The sequence below is a fragment of the Streptomyces sp. TAA486 genome, assembly GCF_000426165.1.
This window is the reverse complement of the sequence record NZ_KE384504.1, coordinates 83,903-104,055: the sequence shown is the minus strand read 5'-3', so window position 1 is coordinate 104,055 and position 20,153 is coordinate 83,903. Positions and strand designations below refer to the sequence as shown.

General features: G+C 70.1%; 15 protein-coding genes and 1 tRNA gene. 10 read left to right on the top strand and 6 right to left on the bottom strand.

The window, feature by feature from the left end:
* Window positions 1-14: 14 nt before the first annotated feature.
* The 6 genes from I004_RS0130160 to I004_RS0130130 all read left to right on the top strand — a co-directional run bounded on the left by I004_RS0130160 (window position 15) and on the right by I004_RS0130130 (window position 8,912).
* Window positions 15-782, top strand: coding sequence for an SDR family oxidoreductase (locus I004_RS0130160; RefSeq protein ID WP_028438517.1), 768 nt, complete (start codon window positions 15-17; stop codon window positions 780-782).
* A 111-nt stretch (window positions 783-893) separates the two neighbouring features.
* Window positions 894-2,141 (top strand): ATP-grasp domain-containing protein, encoded by a 1,248-nt coding sequence (locus I004_RS0130155; RefSeq protein ID WP_028438516.1) that lies wholly within the window; start codon window positions 894-896, stop codon window positions 2,139-2,141.
* Between the two features lie 204 nt (window positions 2,142-2,345).
* The gene (locus tag I004_RS37080) at window positions 2,346-3,782 is read left to right on the top strand and encodes an amidase (RefSeq protein ID WP_078511942.1); all 1,437 of its coding nucleotides are present in this window, start codon (window positions 2,346-2,348) and stop codon (window positions 3,780-3,782) included.
* A gap of 358 nt (window positions 3,783-4,140) precedes the next feature.
* Window positions 4,141-5,472, top strand: a complete 1,332-nt coding sequence (locus I004_RS37075; RefSeq protein WP_051345607.1) for an MFS transporter — start codon at window positions 4,141-4,143, stop codon at window positions 5,470-5,472.
* Window positions 5,473-5,651: 179 nt separating this feature from the next.
* Entirely contained in the window at window positions 5,652-7,364 is a 1,713-nt protein-coding gene (locus I004_RS37070; protein ID WP_078511940.1) for an APC family permease, read from the top strand.
* A 177-nt stretch (window positions 7,365-7,541) separates the two neighbouring features.
* Window positions 7,542-8,912, top strand: coding sequence for an ATP-grasp domain-containing protein (locus tag I004_RS0130130; RefSeq protein ID WP_078511939.1), 1,371 nt, complete (start codon window positions 7,542-7,544; stop codon window positions 8,910-8,912).
* 210 nt (window positions 8,913-9,122) lie between these two features.
* On the opposite strand, the gene I004_RS0130125 is transcribed toward I004_RS0130130, so the two are convergent.
* Window positions 9,123-9,800 (bottom strand): response regulator transcription factor, encoded by a 678-nt coding sequence (locus tag I004_RS0130125; RefSeq protein ID WP_028438514.1) that lies wholly within the window; start codon window positions 9,798-9,800, stop codon window positions 9,123-9,125.
* Window positions 9,801-10,979 carry a histidine kinase gene (locus I004_RS0130120; protein WP_037978572.1) on the bottom strand — a complete coding sequence of 393 codons (1,179 nt, stop codon included), beginning with the start codon at window positions 10,977-10,979 and terminating at the stop codon, window positions 9,801-9,803.
* A gap of 699 nt (window positions 10,980-11,678) precedes the next feature.
* On the opposite strand from I004_RS0130120, the gene I004_RS0130115 reads away from it, so the two are divergent.
* Both I004_RS0130115 and I004_RS0130110 read left to right on the top strand, forming a co-directional pair.
* Window positions 11,679-13,172 carry an alpha/beta hydrolase gene (locus I004_RS0130115; RefSeq protein WP_028438512.1) on the top strand — a complete coding sequence of 498 codons (1,494 nt, stop codon included), beginning with the start codon at window positions 11,679-11,681 and terminating at the stop codon, window positions 13,170-13,172.
* 16 nt (window positions 13,173-13,188) lie between these two features.
* Window positions 13,189-13,842, top strand: a complete 654-nt coding sequence (locus I004_RS0130110; RefSeq protein WP_028438511.1) for a hypothetical protein — start codon at window positions 13,189-13,191, stop codon at window positions 13,840-13,842.
* Between the two features lie 182 nt (window positions 13,843-14,024).
* Here the strand turns inward: I004_RS0130110 and I004_RS0130105 are convergent, their stop codons facing one another.
* From I004_RS0130105 to I004_RS0130095, 3 genes are all read right to left on the bottom strand, one after another.
* Window positions 14,025-14,435 carry a Rid family hydrolase gene (locus tag I004_RS0130105; RefSeq protein ID WP_028438510.1) on the bottom strand — a complete coding sequence of 137 codons (411 nt, stop codon included), beginning with the start codon at window positions 14,433-14,435 and terminating at the stop codon, window positions 14,025-14,027.
* A gap of 429 nt (window positions 14,436-14,864) precedes the next feature.
* A tRNA-Pro gene (locus I004_RS0130100) sits at window positions 14,865-14,938 on the bottom strand.
* Between the two features lie 182 nt (window positions 14,939-15,120).
* Window positions 15,121-16,050, bottom strand: coding sequence for a metallophosphoesterase (locus I004_RS0130095; protein ID WP_028438509.1), 930 nt, complete (start codon window positions 16,048-16,050; stop codon window positions 15,121-15,123).
* A 190-nt stretch (window positions 16,051-16,240) separates the two neighbouring features.
* Here I004_RS0130095 and I004_RS0130090 point away from each other — a divergent pair, with 190 nt between their 5' ends.
* The gene (locus I004_RS0130090; RefSeq protein ID WP_028438508.1) at window positions 16,241-16,702 is read left to right on the top strand and encodes a GatB/YqeY domain-containing protein; all 462 of its coding nucleotides are present in this window, start codon (window positions 16,241-16,243) and stop codon (window positions 16,700-16,702) included.
* A 262-nt stretch (window positions 16,703-16,964) separates the two neighbouring features.
* On the opposite strand, the gene I004_RS0130085 is transcribed toward I004_RS0130090, so the two are convergent.
* Window positions 16,965-19,265 carry a transglycosylase domain-containing protein gene (locus tag I004_RS0130085; protein WP_028438507.1) on the bottom strand — a complete coding sequence of 767 codons (2,301 nt, stop codon included), beginning with the start codon at window positions 19,263-19,265 and terminating at the stop codon, window positions 16,965-16,967.
* Between the two features lie 468 nt (window positions 19,266-19,733).
* Here I004_RS0130085 and I004_RS0130080 point away from each other — a divergent pair, with 468 nt between their 5' ends.
* Window positions 19,734-20,096 carry a WhiB family transcriptional regulator gene (locus tag I004_RS0130080; RefSeq protein WP_028438506.1) on the top strand — a complete coding sequence of 121 codons (363 nt, stop codon included), beginning with the start codon at window positions 19,734-19,736 and terminating at the stop codon, window positions 20,094-20,096.
* Window positions 20,097-20,153: the final 57 nt, after the last annotated feature.

The window sequence follows — 20,153 nt, the reverse complement described above, 5'->3', positions numbered from 1 at the left end:
GGAAAGGGGACGAGATGTCACGAGTGGTGATCGTCAGCGGTGGAGGGACGGGCATCGGACGTGCCGTGGCCCGCAGGTTCGCCGCGGACGGCGACAGGGTGCTGCTCGTCGGACGCCGGGCCAGGATGCTCGGCGGCGCGGCCGAGGCGCTCGCAGCCGAGGACGGCGTGAGCGGCGAGATCCGGACCTTCGCCGCCGACCTCTCCGACCCGGCGGAGGCCGAACGCGTGCGTGCCGAGGTCGACCGGCTCTACGGACGCGTCGACGTGCTGGTCAACAACGCCGGCGGCAATGTGGAGATCGGCGCGCCCGACGACGCTCCCGGCGGACTGGCCGGGGTCGCACGGCACTGGACGGGCAACTTCAACTGCAACGTGCTCACCTGCGTTCTTCTCACCGAGGCGCTCAGGGACCTCCTGCAGCAGCCGGCCCGCCGGGTCGTGCTGATCAGCTCCATCGCCGCATACCGGGGCTCGGGCTCCGGTTCGTACGCCGCGTCCAAGGCGGCCCTGCACCCCTACGCCTACGACCTGGCGGGGCAGTTGGGCGGGCACGGAGCCACCGTGAACGTGGTGGCGCCCGGCTACATCGAGGACACCGAGTTCTTCGGCGACCTGATGTCGGACGAGCGGCGCAAGATGCTCGTCGCACAGACCGACAACGGCCGCGCCGGCACGCCCGCGGACATCGCCGACACCGTGCACTGGCTCTCCTCGCCCGGCGCGGGCCACGTCACCGGACAGGTCGTCCAGGTCAACGGCGGTGCGCAGCACGGCGCTTGACGTCCGTCACGTCCACGTCCCCCGAATCATCCCCCCGCAGAGCACCCGAGGCCGGTGATCCACCGGCACAGCACAGCGGCGGCTGCCGCGCCCAGACAGGAGAGAGAAGCCATGCCGGAAAAGGGCTATGTGGCCATCGTCGACGCCTACAGCTTCACCAGGCGGCTCGCCCCGGAGTTCGTGAAGGCCGGATACGGGTGCGTGCGCGTGCAGAGCACCCCCGAGGTGCCGGCAGTCTACGGCTCCTCGTTCAGCCTCGACGACTACGCCGGGAACATCGTCCACCAGGGCGACCTCGACGAGACGGTCAAGGCGCTCGCGGACTACGGGCCCGTCGCCGTCGTGCCCGGCGGCGAGTTCGGCGTCGAGTTCACCGACCTGCTCAGCGAGGAGATGGGTCTGGCCACCAACGGCACCGCACTCAGCTCCGCACGCCGCGACAAGTACACGATGATCGAGACGATCAAGGCGGCCGGTGTGCCCGGAGCCGAGCAGCTCCGCATCACGGGTGAGGACGAACTGCGGCGCTGGCACGAGAAGCTGGGCGGCCGCGTGGTGGTCAAGCCGGTCCGCAGCACCGCGGGCGACGGCATCCACTTCTGCGACACGCCGCAGGAGTCCGTCGACGCCTACCGCGGGCTGAAGTCGGCCAGCAACGTCTTCTCGCAGAGCAACGAGGGCATCGTCGCCCAGGAGTACCTCGTCGGCGGCGAGTTCGTCGTCAACACCGTCAGCCGCGAGGGACGGCACCACGTGTGCGACATGTGGAAGACGACGCGGCTGACGGCGAACGGCGTGCTCGACCTGTGCGACGCCGTCCACCTCATCGCTTCCGGCAGCGACGAAGGACGCACCCTCGCCGCGTACGCACGGCGGGTCCTGGACGCCCTCGGCATCCGCAACGGGCCCGCTCACCTTGAGGTGAAGCTGACGCCGGACGGGCCGCGGCTCGTCGAGGTCGGCGCGCGCATCGCCGGCGGTGACATCCCGCACTACGCCCGCATGGGCATCGGCGAGTCCCAGATCGACTGGACCGTCGACGCCTACGTCAACCCGGAACGCTTCGACGCGCGGCAGCACGAGGAGTACCGCATCCGGCACCACTTCGCGTCCGTCGCGATGATCTCCTCGGTGCGGGGCACGCTGCGCCGCTACCCGCACCTGGAGACGCTGGAGAAGCTGGAGAGCCTGCACGAGATCCGGACCCTCGTCAGCCCCGGCTCCGCCATCGAGCCGACGGTCGACGACCTCACCTACCCGATGATTGTCAACCTCCGGCACGAGGTCGAGGAGGTCGTCACGCGCGACTTCGGCACCCTCCGCTACCTCGACGGCGAGGGCTTCTACGAACTCGACTGAAAACGACGGCTGTTCGGGCACGCGCGCACCCGTTCGTGCCCCAACAGCCGGCCGGCTCTCCGCGGCGGCGTACGCGGGGTCCCGGCGGAACGGAAAACACCGGCCACAACGGAGGCCGCCCCCAGAGTCCAGTCCACACAGCCCAGCCCACACAGCCCGGTCCACAGAGCCGAACATCATCGGCGCCGAGAAGCAGGAGCAGCGATGCGAACGCCTGAAAGTGCAGTGGCGGACTTCGTCGGCCGCAGACAGCCCGGCGCGACGGGCGACGCGGACGCGCCGTCCGTGCCCCGCGTGCTGGCCCTGCCGCTCGCGGAACGGGACGCGCTGCTGCGCAAGGGCGAGTTGTCCGCGGCCGAGCTCTACGGCGCGGCTGCCTCCTGGGAGCCCGTCGCGGACCAGCGGTACCGGGCCTGTGCCCAACTGCGTGTCACCACCGGGGAGTCGGTGGACGGACCCGGCGGTGGCGGAGAGGACCGAGGCGACGCGGACGTGAGCGGCAGGGGCGGCGGCACCCTGCGGGTCGGCGTCAAGGACACCGTCGACGTGCGCGGCTTCGCCACGCGGCTCGGGCTGCGCCACTACCGGCACCACCCGCGGGAGTCGGCGACGGTGGTGGCCGGGCTCCGCCGCGCCGAGGTCAACGCGAAGGTCGTCACCACGGAGTTGAACATCGGCGTGGGCTCGGGCTGCGGCAACCCCTACTTCCCGCAATTCGATCCGGCCGGATCCAGCACCGGCTCGGCGGTGGCCGTCGCGGCGAACGTCTGCGACGTCGCGCTGGGCACCGATGTCCTCGGCTCCGTGCGCTGGCCGGCGGGGCGCTGCGGCGTCGTCGGCCTGCGTACGACCCACGACCCGGCGAAGCTCGCGGGCATCTTCCCGCTCAGCCCGTGCATGGACGCGCCGGGCTGGGTCGCCCGCACGGCCGACGATCTCGCCTTCGCCTGGCGGCACTTGGGCCTCGGCGATGCTCCCCGGCTCTCGGCACCGAGCCTGCGGGTGGGGGTGCCGGAAGAGCTGTACCGGCCGGGCGTCGTCGACCCGGAGATCGCCCGGGCACTCGACACGGTGAGCACGGCGCTCACCTCGCGCGGACACCGCGTCGCGTCGCGCGCCCTGGGAGACCTGTGGAACTGCCGTGCGGCGGCATGGGAGTTGTGCGCCCGTGAGGCATGGGACGGCCACCAGGTCTGGCGTGACCGGCTCGTCGACGAACTGATGCCGTCGACCTGGCGGGCGCTGGAGACGGGCGCCAAGGTGACCGACGAGCGGCTCGCTGAGATCCGCGGCAGCATGGCCCAACTGAGGGCGGGCGTTGTGGAGTTGTTCGCCGCCCAGTCCGTGGACGTGTGGCTGATGCCGCTCGACCCGGGCGTGCCGCGGCCCCGCGGCGCCGTGGCGGCGGCCTCCACGATCCCCGACGCCGGCGACCCCGCCTTCGAGCGCGAGGTGGGCTTCACACCCGTCGCCAGCTTCGCCGGTCTGCCCGCGGTCACCATGCCCGTCGGCCGGGACCCGGAGCACGGCGCGCCCCTGGCCGTGCAGCTCGTCGGCCGCCCGGGAGACGACGGTTCACTCATCCGCCTCGCCCAGCAGCTCACCACGGCACTGGAACCCCTGGAGCTGCGCCCGGCCTGAGAACTGACAGACAGAGCAGGGCAGTTGGGCGACGACAGGCGACCGAGGAGGCGACCGATGAAGAGCGACGGCCGGCAGCCGGACGGTGAGGAGAGACGTGCGGAGGATGACCGGAAATCGGCAGCCGAGCAGGCCGGCACCGGACAAGACTGACCAGCGGCCCGGATTCGGGTACGCCGCGGGCCGAACAGCCCTGTCGCGCGGCGACCTGACACGGACCGGCCGGGCACGGTACGACCACGTGCACGGGAGCCGGCGAGGACGCCGGAGAGCGAAGAACCCGCCCGACGTCGGACCGGAGGGGGAGGGCACCCCCGAACCACGAGACGTCGGCCGAACCGGAATCGATGGGACGAACATGACCACTGCGGCGCCACACGCCACGCCGGCCGGCTCGAGCAGCCCGCCCCGGCGCAGCTTCCTGCTGCTCTACCTGGCGGTCTTCGGGGGCTACACGGGCCAGCAGATCCTCACGCCCGTACTTCCGCCGCTGGCACGTGAACTCTCCCTCAGCGAGTTCCAGTTCGGCATCGTGATGAGCGCCTCCGCCGCCATGGTCGCGCTCGTCAGCCCCTGGTGGGGCCGACGCAGCGACACGCACGGGCGCAAACCGCTGCTCGTGGTCTCGCTGTTCGGCGCCGCCGCGGGCCTGCTCGCGTTCGCCGTGTCCGCGCACTTCGGGCTGCTCGGCGCGATCAGCGCCGCCCTCACCTTCGCCCTGCTGCTGGCGACCCGCGGCATCGTCTTCGGCGGCGCGCTGGCAGCCCTGCCGGTGGCGGCGCAGTCCTACGTCGCCGACGTCACCCCGGACGAGCAGGCCCGTGTGAAGGGCATGGCGCGCGTGGGTGCGGCCATCGGCCTCGCGCTGGTCCTCGGGCCCGGACTGGGCGGCGTACTGGCCGAGTTCGGGCTGGTCGCCGCTCTCTACCTCGCGCCGGGTCTGATCCTGCTGCCCGCCTTCGCCGTATGGGCGGGACTGCCGAAGGACGCGCGCTCCGAGGGCCCGAAGAAGAAGGCGCCGCGGCTGAGCTGGCGGGACGAGCGGGTGTGGCCCTTCCTGCTGGCGGGCGTCGGCGTCTATCTCTCCGTGAGCATGCTGCAGATGAGCCTGGGCTTCCTGCTCCAGGACCGGCTCGGGCTGACGACCGGGGAGACCGCCGAGTGGTCCGGGTACGTGCTGCTCGCCGGCGGGCTCCCCATGCTGCTGGTGCAGGGTGTCGTCATCCCGTTCCTCGAGTGGCGGCCCCTGCGGCTGCTGCGCGTGGGAGTGCCGCTGACCGGAATGGCCTTCGTGGTCATGGTCTTCGCCGACAGCCTGCCGGTCTTCTTCGCGGCGACCGTGCTCTCCGGCCTGGGCCACAGTCTGGCCATCCCGGGCTACAACTCCGTGCTGAGCCTGCGGGTCGGTGCCGACGAACAGGGCGGTGTGGCGGGGCTGATCTCCGCGACGAACGGCTTCACCCTCGTCCTCGGTCCGCTCGCCGCGACGGCGCTGTACCAGACGGGCGTCTCGCTGCCGTTCGTCTGCGGTGCGGCGGCGCTCGGTCTGCTCGCCGCGTTCCTCGTCCTCTCTCCGAAGGTGCGCGACGTGCCGTCGCCGTCACCGGCCGGGGAGACCGCAGCCGAAGAGTCCCCGGAGCATGCCGCGGCTCCCGACGGCGCGGGGGAGGAGCGCAGCGACGTGGGATGACCCGCCGGCGCACGAGCCCCGGCCGGCCCGTCCCCACCTCCTGAGCACGTCCGTACCACCGGGGTCCGTGAACCCTCCGGACCCCCGGATTCCCTGAACGGCCGCCCGCCGAGCGGAAGTCACACTCCCCCGGCGCCAGGCCGTCCGTTCGCCCTGCCATCACACATAGGGGGAGACCCATGTCCGCACCACCCTTGGACCACCGCCCGCCCGCTGGCATACCCAGTCCGACGGGGGAATCCGGGCTCCGCCGGGAACTGGGCTTCTGGAGCCTCACCGGCGTCGCCTTCGGCGGCATGATCGGTTCCGGCTGGCTGTTCGGCGCCTACTACGCGGCCCAGGGCGCGGGCCCCGCGGCGCTGTTCTCCTGGCCGCTCGCCGGCGGCGCCCTGATCCTCGTCGGCATGGTCCTGGCGCAGCTCGGCGCCACCCGGCCACAGGCAGGCGGAATGGTGCGCTGGCCCATGCAGGCGGGCGGGCCCGTCGTGGGAGCGGTCATCAGCTGGGGCGTGATGCTGGCCGTCACCAGCGCGCTCGCCGCGGAGTCCTCCGCGATCGTCCAGTACGCCGAGCGCTATCTGCCCGGGATGTACACCGACGGCGCCCTGACGGCGCAGGGCACCCTGGTGACCGCCGCGCTGCTCGGGGTGCTGGTACTGCTCAACTGGTTCGGCGTCGCGCTCTTCGCGAAGGTCAACCTTCTGGTGACGGTGGTCAAGACGGCCGTACCGCTGCTCACCATCGTGGCGCTGTTCATGTCCGGCTTCCACACCGGCAACATCGAGGCGGGCGGCGGCTGGGCGCCCTACGGCTGGCCGGCGATGCTCAGCGTCGTCGCCACCGCGGGCATCATCTACTCCATGAACGGGTTCGGCGCGGCCGTCGAACTCTCCGGCGAGGCCCGCGATCCGCGCCGGGACCTGCCCCGCGCGGTCATCATGTCGATCACGCTCGTCGTCGCGCTCTACACGCTGCTGCAACTGGTCTTCCTGCTCGCCGTCCCGGAGGGGAGCCTCGTCGACGGGTGGCAGGGCATCAACCTCTCCTCCCCGTACGGACAGCTCGCACTCGCCCTGGACCTGGGGTGGCTGGCCACAGTGATCTACGCCGACGCCGTGATCTCCCCGGCGGGCGCCGTCTCCGTCTTCGTCGCATCCGGGGCGCGGGAGACCTACGCCGCGGCACGCAACGGTGTGCTGCCGCGCTCGGTGGCCGTCGTCCACCGGCCCTCGGGTGTGCCCCGGCGCGCGATGCTGGGCAACTTCGCCGTCAGCGTGCTCTTCCTCGTGCCCTTCCGCGGCTGGCAGGACCTGATCACCGTCGTCGGTGTGCTCTCCTTGCTGAGCTACTCCGCGTGCGCGGTCGCGGCAGGCACGTTCCGGGCGAGCGACGGGGAACGGGCCACCTGGACCCTGCCGGGGCTGCGCTGGATAGCGCCGGCGAGCTTCGTGGTCTCCACTGGGCTGATCCACTGGGCCGGCTGGGACCATCTGCGCATCGCCCTGCCGATGGCCGCCACGGGCGTGCTGATCTTCGTCGTACGGCATCGCCTGCGCGCCGGCCTCGGGCGTGAACTGGCCCTGGGCATGTGGCTGCTGGGCTATCTGGCCTCGCTCTACCTGGTCTCCTGGGCCGGCAGCTTCGGCGGCAACGAGCTGCTCACCGCCCCGTGGGACTCGGTCGTCGCCGCCGTGCTGGGCCTCGCCGTCTACCACTGGGGCGTCCGTTCGGGTGTCGCCCACCAGGCCCGCGGCGCGGAGCCGGAGGACGAGGGCAACGCGGACGGCGAGGCCCGCACGGAGAACCCTGCCGACGACGACGGCCGTACGGACGGCGACGGTCGTGCGGACCATGGGCGCCGCACGGGCCCGGCACCCGAACCGGCCGGATGACGACGCCGCCCGGCACCGGAGGGTGACACTTCCCTCGGCACAACTGCGTTGATCCCTTTGGCAGTTGTCGAAGGCCGAGCACCGTGCGTCCAGGTGACGGCCCGTCCGTCCTGGCAAGTGAGACCGGCTGGCCCGCGCGACAGCGGGCCGGCCCTGGAGAGTCAAGGGAGAGCCGTGATGTCCGAGCCCGTCCAGTCCCAGCAGCCCGACCGGCCGCCACGGGCCGGGAACGCGGAGCCCGAACACGATGTGGCCGGGCCCGTGGCATCGGAACGCCCCGGCCCGGAGGGCGGGGGAGGCGCTCCCGAACGGGGATACGTCGCGATCGTCGACACCTACCACCCGACGCGGCGGCTCATCCCCGAGTTCGCGAAGGCCGGCTACGCGTCCGTGCGCGTCCAGAGCGGCCCGGAGGTCCCGGAAGCGTTCCGCAGTGCGCTGAACCTGGACTACTACGCGGACAACATCGTGCACCACGGCGACCTGGAGGAGACCGTACGAGCGCTGGCCGCCTACCGGCCCGTCGCCGTCGTGCCCGGCGGAGAACACGGCGTGGAGTTCGCGGACCGGCTCAGCGAGCGGATGGGCCTGCCCTCGAACGGCACCGAACGCAGCGCGGCCCGCCGCGACAAGTACACGATGATCGAGACGGTCAAGGCGGCCGGAGTCGCCGGTGCCGCCCAACTGCTCGTCACCGACGAGGAGTCGCTCCGCCGCTGGCACGCAAGGCTCGGCCGCCGCGTGGTGGTCAAACCGCTCAGCAGCGGTGGTGGCGACGGAGTGTTCTTCTGCGACTCCCCCGAGCAGTCCGCCGAGGCGTACCGCGCACTGCTCGGCGCCGAGCACATCTACGGAGGGCGCAACGAGGGCGTCGTCGCCCAGGAGTATCTGCGCGGTGCCGAGTACATCGTCGACACCGTCAGCCGCGACGGCAGACACCGCGTGTGCGACATCTGGCGCACGACGCGACTGTCGGCCAACGGCGTTCTCGACCTGTGCGACTCGATCCGCTCCGTGGCGCGTTCCTCGCAGGAGGGCCAAGTGCTGGGCGAGTACGCCGAGTCGGTGCTCGACGCCCTGGGAATCCGGCACGGCCCCGGGCATCTGGAGGTCAAACTGACGCCGGAGGGTCCGCGGCTGATCGAGATGGGCGCGCGCATCGCCGGCGGCGAGATCCCCCACTACGCCGAGCTGGCCCTCGGCGAGTCCCAGCTCGGCTGGACGGCCCTGGCCTACACCGACCCCGACCGCTTCCACGCCGAGTGCGGGAGGGAGTACCGCGTCCAGCAGCACTTCGCCTCCGTCGCCATGATCTCGCCGGTGGAGGGCACGCTGCGGCGCTACCGGCACCTGGATCGGCTGGAGCAGCTGGAAAGCCTCTACGACGTGCGCCCCCTCGTCGCCCCCGGCTCGCCGATCCGGCGCACCGTCAACGACCTGACCTATCCGCTCATCGTCAACCTGCGCCACGAGGTCCAGGAGACGGTGCTGCGCGACGCGGGCACCGTCCGCTACCTCGACGGCGAGAGCTTCTACGAACTCGCGTGAGCGGGGCGGGCGGGCGGTCGGCGGGGATCGGTGACCGTCCTGGCAAAGGCACAGTAGGGACCGGGCGTTGCGAAGCGCTGGTGAGTCGCCGGTATCAGATGAGGGCGCAGGCTGAACTGACGCGTGCTCAGCCCAGTGAACGGGGCTGTCCAGGACGGCTCCGCGACGGGCCCCCTCGGGGCAGCGTGGGCACCCTGCGTGCCAGGCTGGTCATTCCTCCGCGTCGCGCACCACGAGTGCGATCTGCACCCGGTTCTCGGCCGCCAGCTTGGCGAGCAGGTTGCCTGTGTGCGCCTTGACGGTTGCGACGCTGATGTGCAGCCGCTCGGCAATCTCCGGGTTCCCGAGCCCGTCCGCGATGGCCCGAGCGGTATCGAGTTCTCGTTCGGTCAGTAGGGACAGCCGTTTCCGCGCGGCTTCGCGGGACGAGTTGCGAGCCGCAGAGGACTGTGGCCCGGTGGCCGCGGCGATCACTCGTGCCGTGGCCGCTGGGGACAGCACGGGGTTCCCCTCCGCGACTGTCCGCACCGCGTCGGCAATCCGCGACGGCGGGGTGTCCTTCAGGACGAACCCGAGTGCTCCGGCGCGCAGTGCGCCGAGCACCAGATCGTCGGAGTCGAATGTGGTCAGCATGAGCACCCGCGGCGGCGCCGCCCGGGTGAGGAGTTCCCGGGTCGTGCTGAGACCGTCACGGCCGGGCATCCGCACGTCCATCAGTACGACGTCCGGTCGCTGCTCGTCCACCACAGTGATCGCGGCGTCCCCGTCGGCCGCCTCCGCGACGATGGTCAGGTCCGGTTCGCCGTTGATGACGAGTCGCAGCGCCATCCGCACCAGCTCATCGTCGTCGACGATGACGACACGCACGGGCTCCCGCTCGCTGTCCACTCAAACGCTCTTTTCGTGGCTGTGGTTCGGCCAGGGTAGTTGCGCGGTGAGGAGGTATCCGCTGTCGGGTGTGGGGTGGTGGTTGAGTTTTCCGCCGGCGACGGTAATTCGTTCGGCGAGGCCGAGCAGGCCGAATCCTGACGCCGGCGGTTGAGTGGTTCTTGCGGTGGCTGGGGAATTGCGGACGCTGATGTGCAGTTCGTCGCCCGCTCTTCCTTCGAGGGCGATGTGTACGTGTGCTCCTGGGGCGTGTTTCGCGGCGTTGGTCAGTCCTTCCTGGACGATCCGGTAGCAGGTCAGTCCGGCGATGTCGGATGGTTTTCCCGTCATGGTGGTGGCGAGCGTGACGTCCAGTCCGGATGTGCGGGCGTCGGCAATCAGTTGGGGGATCCGGTCGAGGGAGGGCTGCGGCGGTTCCGGGCGCCCGGGGTCGGCCCGGAGCACACCGAGGACGTCCCGCAGTTCTTCCAGCGCTTGGTGGGAGCCGTCGGCGATGCCGCGGAGCAGTACGCGGTTCTCCTCAGCTGTGAGGTCGCCGCGGTGGTCCAGCACTCCGGCTTGCATGGCGACCAGGGAGATCCGGTGTGCGAGCACGTCGTGCATCTCGCGGGCGATCCGGTTCCGTTCCAGGGCCCGCGCCTGCGCCGCTCGTGCGATCTGTTCCCGTTCCGCGCTCTCCGCCCGGTCTCGCAGGGACCGTACTTCGACGCGCCGCGCCCCGGTGGCAATGCCCACGGCCACCGCGATGCCCGCGCTCAGTGCCGGCAACGCGAGCTGGAACCACAACGAGCCGGGCGGGCTCTCGACCGGGTAGAACCCGACGGCGAACTGTGATGCGGTCACGAAAGCCAGGCCGACGACACCGATCTCCACCGGACGGCGGCGAGCGGAGATCGAGACCAGCGCCAGAAACGCAGCGCCGGTGGCGAGTGCCGACGCGGTCGAGGCGATCGCGACCGTCATGGCCACAGTGAGCGGGAACCGCCGCCGCCACAGAAGCGCCGTCAGGCAGCCCAAAGCCACCAGCGGATCACCGGTGAGGAACCAGGAGTCCGTTTCGGTCCCCTGCTCCCGCGACAGCAGCACACCGGTGGAGAGCCAGACCGGTAGGCCCACTGCCGCAGCAGCCACCACCCGCCAGGTCTGCTGCCACCCCCCGAGCCGTGGCGCCATGTCCATGTTCACCCGGACATTGTCGCAACACGGTGCGGCCGGGTGATCAGACCCGGGGCTGATGTGCCCTTGGACCAGAGTCGAATCACCGCCTCGCCATGGGTCGAAGACGGTTCGGGACGCCGGGCGGATGTGCCGGCCGCGCCGAACCGAAAGACTCGTCCACGTGCCGAGACAACCGGACACGAGACGGAGAAACGCGATGCGCAAGGGCGGCTGTATGGGCCCTTGAGGCGACCGGCATGGTGATCACAGCCCTGTCCGCCCGAGCGGTGATCCGCGGATTGTTCAACCAGGACTCCGAGCCTCTGTGCGGCATCTTCACATGGGTCTCCGGCGGGCTTACCGGCCAGATGATTCTCCTGGGATTCATCGCGTTCTTCGGAGCGGTGTTTGGTGGCTGGGCGCACACCCGCCAGAAACCGGCCATCGAGCGGGCCGCTGATCCCGGGCGAATCCACGGCCGAGGAGCGGCCTCACGACATCCGGGGCCACGGGTGCGCTCCTACGGCATGTGCGCCGACGCGCCCCGGAGAGAGGACTTCGCCGTGCGCGCGCTCAGCCTGGCCAACCCCGGCCTCTACAACCCCGGCCTCTACAACCCCGCCCAGACCGACGCTCCGGTCCGCGTGAACGGCCGGCGGCGGGGCCGTCCCGAACCCGCCCGTTCCGGCGCCCCCGTGCGCCCCTTCAGGAGGACATCAGATGCGCAGAACCCTGTCCCTCGCCCTCGCCGCCACCGCGGTGGCCGCGACCGTGTTTCCGGGAGTGTGGGTGGCGACGCCGGACACGGCGGTGGCGACGCCGGACGCCGTGCGGTGGGGCTCGTGCTCGGAGAAGGCCGACTCACCCCGCAAGGCCGCCTCATCTCGTCTGGAGTGTTCGACACTCAAGGTCCCCCTGGACTACCGGAATCCGGACGGCCGTCAGATCGAGATCGCAATATCCCGGCTGGCGAGCAAGAAACCGTCGCAGCGCCGCGGCGTGCTGCTGACCAATCCGGGCGGCCCCGGCATCTCAGGACTCGGCTACCCGGCCGCTCTCGCCGCCTCACAACTGCCGCAGAAAGTGCAGGACTCCTACGACGTGATCGGCTTCGACCCGCGTGGCGTCGGCCGCAGCACGCCGGTTACCTGCGATCTGACGCCGGAACAGCAGAAACGCGGCAACCTTCCGCCGTACGCGCACACCGCGGGCGATGTCGCGCTGGAGGCGAAGAACGCGCGGACCATCGCCAAGCAGTGCGACACCTCGCGGAGCGCATGGATGCTGCCACACACCACCACCGCGAACACCGCGCGCGACATGGACCGGATCCGGGCGGCGCTGGGCGAGCCGAAGCTTTCGTACCTCGGCGGGTCCTACGGCAGCTACCTCGGGGCGGTGTACACGACGCTGTTCCCGAAGCGCAGCGACCGGATCGTGCTCGACAGCAACCTGGGCCCCGGCGGTTACGACGTCACGGCCATGCGGTCGCTCGCCCGTGGAATGGAGGATCGTTTCCCGGACTTCGCGGCGTTCGCCGCCGCGCACCCCGAATACGGTCTGGGCACCACACCGGAGCAGGTGACTGCGAAGTTCTTCGACCTCGCGAAGCGGCTGGAGGTGAAACCGGTCCGGGGCATCGACGCGACATTGTTCCGCGGGATCACCTTCGACCGCCTCTACAGCGATGCGGATATGCCTCTGGTGGCCGAGATGTGGCAGGCGCTCGACAAGGACCGGCCGTTGCCGCCCAACACGCCGCCGGTGATGGAAAACATGGAGAACTTCATGTCTGCCCGCTTCTTCGTGCTCTGTGGTGATTCACGCTGGCCGGAGACGATCCGGGAGTATCAGCGAAATGTCGCGGCCGACCGGCAGAAGTACCCGATGCTGGGCGGATCCTCGGCCGGCATCGGACCGTGCGCGTTCTGGCCGGACAAGCGGGTCGAGCCGCCGGTGCGCATCGGCGACCGGGGCCCGTCGAACGTGCTCATGGTGCAGAACGAGCGCGACCCGGGGACGCCGCTGGCCGGCGCCCAGGAGCTGCGGCGGGCGTTCGGGAAGCGGGCCACGATGGTGACGGCCGACCAGGGCGGGCACGGTGTCTATCCGTTCGGCCCCAACACGTGCGCGAAAGACGCGGTGACGGCGTTCCTGACCACCGGGCAGCGGCCGGCGCAGGATCTTGCCTGCCCGGCGGAACCGACCGAGTAGCGGGAGGGGCTGAGGCATGTTCCAGGCATTGCGGCAGCGTCGGGCTGTGAGGCGGGTCAAGCCCGGGGACGGGCGAGCGCTGAAGCCTTTCCGCTGGTGGCAGATGCTTTCCCGCGCACTGTTCCATCTTCGGCTGATGAACGACGACGGCCGACGGACGGTCTACGCCGTCGACGTAAAGCATCAGAAGCAGTCGGATGGCTACGTCAAAGCCCACCTGTACCTCGATGGCAGGCATCACGCCGAGTCCAGAGTCCCTGCCGTCTTCCCCGTCCAGGGCGGCACCGTCGAAGTAAGGGCGAGCACCTTCGGGCTCAAGCGCTGCCACTACGTCACCGTCGAGGGCGCCGAGCACCAACTCACCCCGGACCCCGCCTCCGCCGAGGGGCGCCGCGCGCGCCTCGATCGCGCGCACCCCGCCCTGAGCCGCTGGATCGGTTTCCTCACGTCGATCGTGCTCGCCATCGGCCTGGCTCTCCTGATCCTTCAGCTCGCCGAACAGGTCACCAGGGCGCCGGAGGGCGTCGCCCAGTACGTCGGGACCTTCACCTCGCCCATTGATCTACCGGCATGGGGCAACATCATCATCGGGCTCGGTACTGTGGCGGCCAGCACGGAGCGGGCGCTCCGGCTGCGCTACAACTGGCTGCTCGACGGCGGGGCGGGCTGACCCCGCGCCTTCGGACCGGTCGCTGTGAGAGTCATTCCGTCGCTCGCGGTCGCGGGCGGGGAGACCGGCCACAACATGTCGAACAGGAAGCGTCTCACTCCGGAGCACGCGGGGGACTGATGCAGGGTCTGGTGCTCTTGGTGGAGGAGCGCTGGTCATGCAGCCACAGCGCGTCGGCGGGCTCAAGAATCGAGCACGGCGGCGACGGCCTCGATCTCGACGAGTTGGTCCTGGTAGCCGAGCACGGTGACGCCCATCAAGGTGCTGGGGACGTCATGGTCAGCGAACGAGTCCCGGACTACCTCCCAGGCAGCCACGAGGTCCTCCTGCTGGGCCGATGCGACGAGGACCCTGGTGCTGATGACGTCCTGGAGCGACGCACCCGAGGCAGCAAGAGCGGCCTGCATGTTCTCGATGGCCTTCACCGCCTGACCCGCGTAGTCCCCGATCGCCGCAGTGGAGCCGTCATCGTTCAGCGGGCACGCGCCGGCGAGGAAGATCAGGCGTGACTCGGCTGGCGCCGTGGCCGCGTAGGCATACTCGGCGACGTCGGACAGAGAGGCGGAGCGGATCAAAGTGATGGCACGAGGCATGGTCGGTGGGTCCTCTCCCCTCGGGCATTGAGCAGGACGGACATCGTGCCAGCGCCTCGTTGGTTCTCGCCTTCCCCTTTTCCGCCGCTCCCACGGCAGCGCCGTCAGTTCTCCTCGACAACACAAGGCCGAGTGATCACCAACTGACTCCGGAACCCATCGACGAATGCTGTTCCCAGAGCTCGACAAAGCCAGATGAGGAATCGGCTCATGACGCGCTGATCGAATAGTGAGAGGCGTTGGACGCACGCTGGCCTGCATTCGCGGTCCCCGGGGCGCGCACTCGAGCTCTTGTTGAGGGTGCGTCAGGGATGATGCCTCGGGAGTGAATTCCCTGATCCACTCCCCGCTCACTCCCCAGAGACCACCGACAACGAGTCAGGGCCGGTCTCCCGTGAGGGAAACCGGCCCTGACCTGGAATTTCTCTGTCGGGGTGGCGGGATTTGAACCCACGACCTCTTCGTCCCGAACGAAGCGCGCTGCCAAGCTGCGCCACACCCCGAAGCAACGCGCACCACTCTAGCCCAGCCGGACGCTGAGGCGAAATCCGGTTTACGTGCTACGAGCGCCCCGAACAGGCCCGACCGGGGTCGTCGTGACCGGTACGTGGCGGTCGCGCTGCCGGCCGCCCCCACGCCCCGGCGGGCGACACGCGAGCCCCCCGGCCCCTGGGTCGCGGCCCCTTCAGTCGCGCGCCGTCAGCGTCAGCAACGTCGCCTCCGGCGGGCACGCGAACCGCACCGGCGTGTATCGGTTGGCGCCGCAGCCCGCCGAGACGTGGAGGTACGAGCGGTTGCCGCCGGCGACGTGGGTCGAGAGGCCCTTGACGCGGTCCGTGTCCAGGTCGCAGTTGGTCACGAGGGCGCCGTAGAACGGGACGCACAGCTGCCCCCCGTGGGTGTGCCCGGCGAGGATCAGCGGGTAGCCGTCCGCGGTGAAGGCGTCCAGGGAGCGCAGATACGGGGCGTGGACGAGCGCGAGCGAGAAGTCCGCGTCCTGCTCGGGGCCGCCGATGACGGCGTTGTAGCGGTCGCGCTTGATGTGCGGGTCGTCCAGCCCGGTGAGGGCGATCTCCTGGCCGCCGTCCAGCTTGAGCCGGCCACGGGTGTTGCTGAGGCCGACCCACCCCGCCGCGTCGAAGGCGTCGCGCATGCCCTCCCACGGGTTGTGGACGGCGCCGACGGCCGGGGCGTTCCCGTTGAGGCCGTGGCGTCCGCTGGCCTTCTCCAGCAGGTAGCGCGCGGGGTTGCGAAGCTTCGGGCCGTAGTAGTCGTTGGAGCCGAACACGTACGCGCCGGGGAACTCCATGAGCGGGCCCAGCGCGTCCAGGACCTCGGGCACGGCCTCCGGGTCCGAGAGGTTGTCGCCCGTGTTGATCACGAAGTCGGGGTGCAGGCCGGCGAGCGACCGCAGCCAGCGCTGCTTCTTGCTCTGCCCGCTGACCATGTGGATGTCTGCGATATGCAGGACGCGCAGTGACGGCATGCCCTGCGGCAGCACGGGGACGGTCACCCGCCGCAGCCGGAACGAGCGGGGTTCGACGAGCGCCGCGTAGCCCACGCAGGCCGCGCCGAGTGCCGTCAGGGTGAGGGGGAGTCCGTATCGCGCGCGCATCGGACCATGGTCGCAGAACTCTCGTTCCCCTCGCACTCCGTGCCCGTGCGCGCACCCGATGCCCAACGCCGGTGACTGCGGCCGCCGACGGCACGTCCGTACGTGCTGCCGCGGGCGCCGCAAGGGCGGGTGCCCCCGCGCCGTGTGCGAGATGATGGGCGCCGGATTCTCAGGAGGACACGAAAACGCTATGACTACGCTCAAGTCCCGGCTGCAGAACGACCTGACGGCAGCGATCAAGGAGCGCAACGAGCTGCGCTCGGCGACCCTCCGCATGACCCTCGCCGCGATCACCAAGGAGGAGGTCGCCGGGAAGTCCGCACGCGCGCTGTCGGACGACGAGGTCCAGAAGGTGATCACGCGCGAGGCGAAGAAGCGTCGCGAGGCGGCGGAGGCGTTCGCCGACGGCGGCCGCGGAGAGCAGGCCGACCGGGAGCGCGCCGAGGGCGAGGTGCTCGCCGACTACCTGCCGAAGCAGCTGACGGACGAGGAGCTGGACGCACTGGTCGGCGAGGCCGTCGCGGAGGCGCAGGCCGCGGGGGCTGAGGGCCCGCGCGCGATGGGCGCCGTCATGAAGATCGTCAACCCGAAGGTGCAGGGACGTGCCGAGGGCGGCCGCGTGGCGGCGGCGGTCAAGAAGCGGCTGGCGTAAGGCTGACTCCGGCCTCGTCACCGCTGCCTGCCCGGACGCAGTCGAGCCGGGCGGCCCGTACCCGTCCGACGGACAGGTGACGGACGCGCGAAGGGTGGTGCTCCCCTGGAGCGCCCCCTAGCGTGCAGGCCAGTGCAGGGTGCGTGGTGAGGAGCCGCCTCCGGATGCGCGGGGACCCCAGGCCACCGGGCCCGGGTGCCCGTCGAGCCCCAGGCCCGCACCCCGACCCCGTCGTCACGGTCAGCGCGCCGCCGACCCCCGGCTAGAAGCCGCCGGTCCCGCCGAAGCGCCCGCCGCTGCCACCGCTGCGCCCCCCGAACGGGTTGCCGCCGCCGTTGGCCCCGCCTGCGTCGGCACCGCCGGGGCCTCCGTTCGCGCCGCCGTTCTGGCCGGTCGTGGCTCCGGAGTCGGCACCGCCGTTGCCTCCGCCGCCGATGAAGTCCGGCGGCAGCGTGATGTCCGGCCACGGCGAATCGTCGTCGGGCGGCTTGGGCTTGTCGCGGCCCTTGCCCTTGTCGTCGTCGATCGGAATCAGGTTGAAGCGCGGGGCCGGCTTGCCCTCCAGGGCGCCCGCCATGGCGTCGCGCCAGATGGGGCCCGGCACTTCGCCGCCGAAGACCTTGTCGTAGTAGTTCCCGCCGATCGAGATGTTCGTCATCTGTGTCTTGTGCGCCGGGTCCCCGACCCACACCGCACCGGACATGTTCGGCGTGTAGCCCACGAACCAGGCCGCATAGCGCTGATCCGTGGTGCCGGTCTTCCCCGCGCTGTCCCGCCCGCTCAGTCCGGCCTTCTTGCCCGTACCGTCCTCGACGACGCCCCTCAGCAGCGAGTTGACGGTGTCGGCGGTGCGCTGGCTCATCGCGCGCTCGCACTCGGTCTTCGGCACCGGCAGTTTCCTGCCGCGCGCGTCGGTGATCGACTCCACCGCCACGGGAGTGCAGTGCTCTCCACGGTTGGCGAAGGTGGCGTACCCCGCTGCCATCGTCAGCGGTGACATCTCCTGCGTCCCGAGGGTGATGGAGGGGACCTGGTCGATCTCCTTGCCGTCGGCCCGCTCGATGCCCATCTTCCCGGCCATCTCCGTGACGGGGCAGACGCCGGTTTCGCTGATGAGGGAGACGAAGTAGGTGTTCACCGACTTGGCGGTGGCCTCCTTCATCTCGTACGGACCCACTTCGCTCTTGTTCTCGTTCTCGACGGGGGCGCTGCCGTTCCACTGGCCTCCGCACGTCTGCACCGGCGAGGGGTACTGCATCTTGTACGGCGAGGGGTACTTCTTGTACACGCTCATACCGCGCTCGAGCGCGGCCGCCGCGATGACCGGCTTGAAGGTCGAGCCGGGCTGGTAACCGGCGCCACCGCCCATGTCGTTGTCCACGGACAGGTTGATCTGGGTCTCGTTCTCACCGAAGCCGTACGGCCGGGACTGACCCATCGCCAGGATCTTGCCGGTGCCCGGCTCGACTATGGAGGAGGCGGTCGCGACCTTGTCCGACTTGTTCACGTGGTCCTTGACCGAGGCTTCGACGGACTTCTGCGCCTTCGGGTCGAGCGTGGTCCTGATCGTCAGGCCGCCACGGTTCCACCGCTTGGCGCGTGCCTTGTCCGTCTTGCCGAAGGCCGGGTCCTTCAGGACCACTTCGCGTACGTAGTCGCAGAAGAAGCCGGCACCGTGCGAGGCGGTGATGCAGCCGTTGCGGGGCTTGCTCATCTCGAGGCCGAGCGGCTTGTCCTTCGCCTCGCGCGCCTCTTCGGCGGAGATGCGGCCGAGGGCCTCCATGCGCGAAATCACGGTGTCACGCCGCTTCTTGGCAGCGTCCTCGTTCTGCACCGGGTCGTACCGGGCCGGGGACTGCACGAGCCCGGCCAGCAGGGCCGACTCGTGAACGTCGAGGTCCTTGGCCGACTTGGAGAAGTAGCGCTGCGCGGCGGCCTCGACCCCGTAGGCCTGCTGCCCGAAGAAGGTGATGTTGAGGTAGTTCTCGAGGATCTTCTTCTTGCCGAGGCTCTCCTCGACCTGGATCGCGTACTTGAGTTCCTTGATCTTCCGGCCGACCGTCTGCTGGGTGGCCTGGGCGACCTTGTCGGGGTCGTCGCCGGCCTCCTCCACGAAGACGTTCTTCACGTACTGCTGCGTGAGCGACGAGGCGCCTTCCTCGACCTCGCCGTTGCGCGCGTTGCGGTTGAGTGCGCGCAGGATGCCCTTCAGGTCGACGGCACCGTGCTTGTAGAAGCGTGCGTCCTCGATCGCGACGATCGCCTTGCGCATGGAAGGTGAGATGTCGGAGAGGCCGACGACGGTGCGGTCACGCGAGTAGATCTTGGCGATCTCACCGCCCTCCGAATCGAGGACCGTTGTGCGCTGACTCAGCGGCGGACGCTTGAGGTTCGCGGGGAGCTCGTCGAAGCCCTGGACCGTGTTCTTGGTGACGAGCCCGAGGCTGCCGACCGCCGGCAGCGCCAGCCCTGCGAGCACCGCGCCCGCCAGCACGCTGACGCCGAGGAACTTGGCGCCCTGCTGGAACGCGGACTCACCACCGCCGGCACTCTTCATCACCATGGCGGTCAGCCTACGTTCTCAATTGCCGGACAGGGGACCCTCAGTTCACCTAAGCTGGCGTACGCATCGAACCTCACACCGTCACTGTGGCTTCGTTCCTCTGCGGCCTATCCACTCACTCCTGTGAGTGATGAGGCTTGTCCGGAAGAGCGCCAAGTGTCGTGATGTGCCCGGCAAGTTCCTCCCCGCCGTACCGCCGTGAACTCCTGTGTTGTCCCGAAGGCCCAACTTTGAGCCCAAGTGGCTGTCAAGTCGCCCCGACTTGAGCTCAAGTTGAGTCCAGGTTGTTACCGGCTCACTCCGGTGGGTTACTTGTTGCGCACGCATAGTCCGTTCGGGCCATTCAAGATTGGGCCCGCTGGGGGTGTTGCACCCTGCCTGCCTTCCGTAACGTCTCGAACTGGCAACGGCGAATATGCCGCTTGCCGCCGTGGGGGAGCCTCGATTCGGGAGAGGACGGCGCCGGCTATGGGCTGGGTAACCGACTGGAGTGCGCAGGCAGCCTGCCGCACTACCGATCCGGATGAACTGTTCGTGCAAGGTGCGGCTCAGAACCGCGCCAAGGCCGTTTGCACAGGGTGCCCCGTGCGCACCGAGTGTCTGGCGGACGCTCTGGACAACCGCGTTGAGTTCGGTGTCTGGGGCGGGATGACCGAGAGGGAGCGGAGGGCGTTGCTGCGCCGCCGGCCCCTGGTCACTTCTTGGCGCCGGCTGCTCGAGACGGCACGCATGGAGTACGAGCGTGACACGGGCGGAGTTCTGCCTCTGGACCTCGAGGAGGCGAAGGACTACGCCGTCAACGCGGTGAAGGACTACGCGGCGGCGGGGTGAGTCACGCCTCACGGGTGATCCGGTACGTAACGGCGTAACGGCGTAACGGCGGCACTG

Excerpts from the sequence above, each read along its gene's own strand:
- I004_RS0130085 (WP_028438507.1), bottom strand. The coding sequence starts at position 19,265 with ATGGTGATGAAGAGTGCCGGCGGTGGTGAGTCCGCGTTCCAGCAGGGC.
- I004_RS0130080 (WP_028438506.1), top strand. The coding sequence starts at position 19,734 with ATGGGCTGGGTAACCGACTGGAGTGCGCAGGCAGCCTGCCGCACTACC.
- I004_RS0130105 (WP_028438510.1), bottom strand. The coding sequence starts at position 14,435 with ATGCCTCGTGCCATCACTTTGATCCGCTCCGCCTCTCTGTCCGACGTC.
- I004_RS37075 (WP_051345607.1), top strand. The coding sequence starts at position 4,141 with ATGACCACTGCGGCGCCACACGCCACGCCGGCCGGCTCGAGCAGCCCG.
- I004_RS0130095 (WP_028438509.1), bottom strand. The coding sequence starts at position 16,050 with ATGCGCGCGCGATACGGACTCCCCCTCACCCTGACGGCACTCGGCGCG.
- I004_RS0130155 (WP_028438516.1), top strand. The coding sequence starts at position 894 with ATGCCGGAAAAGGGCTATGTGGCCATCGTCGACGCCTACAGCTTCACC.
- I004_RS0130120 (WP_037978572.1), bottom strand. The coding sequence starts at position 10,979 with ATGGACATGGCGCCACGGCTCGGGGGGTGGCAGCAGACCTGGCGGGTG.
- I004_RS37070 (WP_078511940.1), top strand. The coding sequence starts at position 5,652 with ATGTCCGCACCACCCTTGGACCACCGCCCGCCCGCTGGCATACCCAGT.
- I004_RS0130110 (WP_028438511.1), top strand. The coding sequence starts at position 13,189 with ATGTTCCAGGCATTGCGGCAGCGTCGGGCTGTGAGGCGGGTCAAGCCC.
- I004_RS0130115 (WP_028438512.1), top strand. The coding sequence starts at position 11,679 with ATGCGCAGAACCCTGTCCCTCGCCCTCGCCGCCACCGCGGTGGCCGCG.
- I004_RS37080 (WP_078511942.1), top strand. The coding sequence starts at position 2,346 with ATGCGAACGCCTGAAAGTGCAGTGGCGGACTTCGTCGGCCGCAGACAG.
- I004_RS0130130 (WP_078511939.1), top strand. The coding sequence starts at position 7,542 with ATGTCCGAGCCCGTCCAGTCCCAGCAGCCCGACCGGCCGCCACGGGCC.
- I004_RS0130160 (WP_028438517.1), top strand. The coding sequence starts at position 15 with ATGTCACGAGTGGTGATCGTCAGCGGTGGAGGGACGGGCATCGGACGT.
- I004_RS0130090 (WP_028438508.1), top strand. The coding sequence starts at position 16,241 with ATGACTACGCTCAAGTCCCGGCTGCAGAACGACCTGACGGCAGCGATC.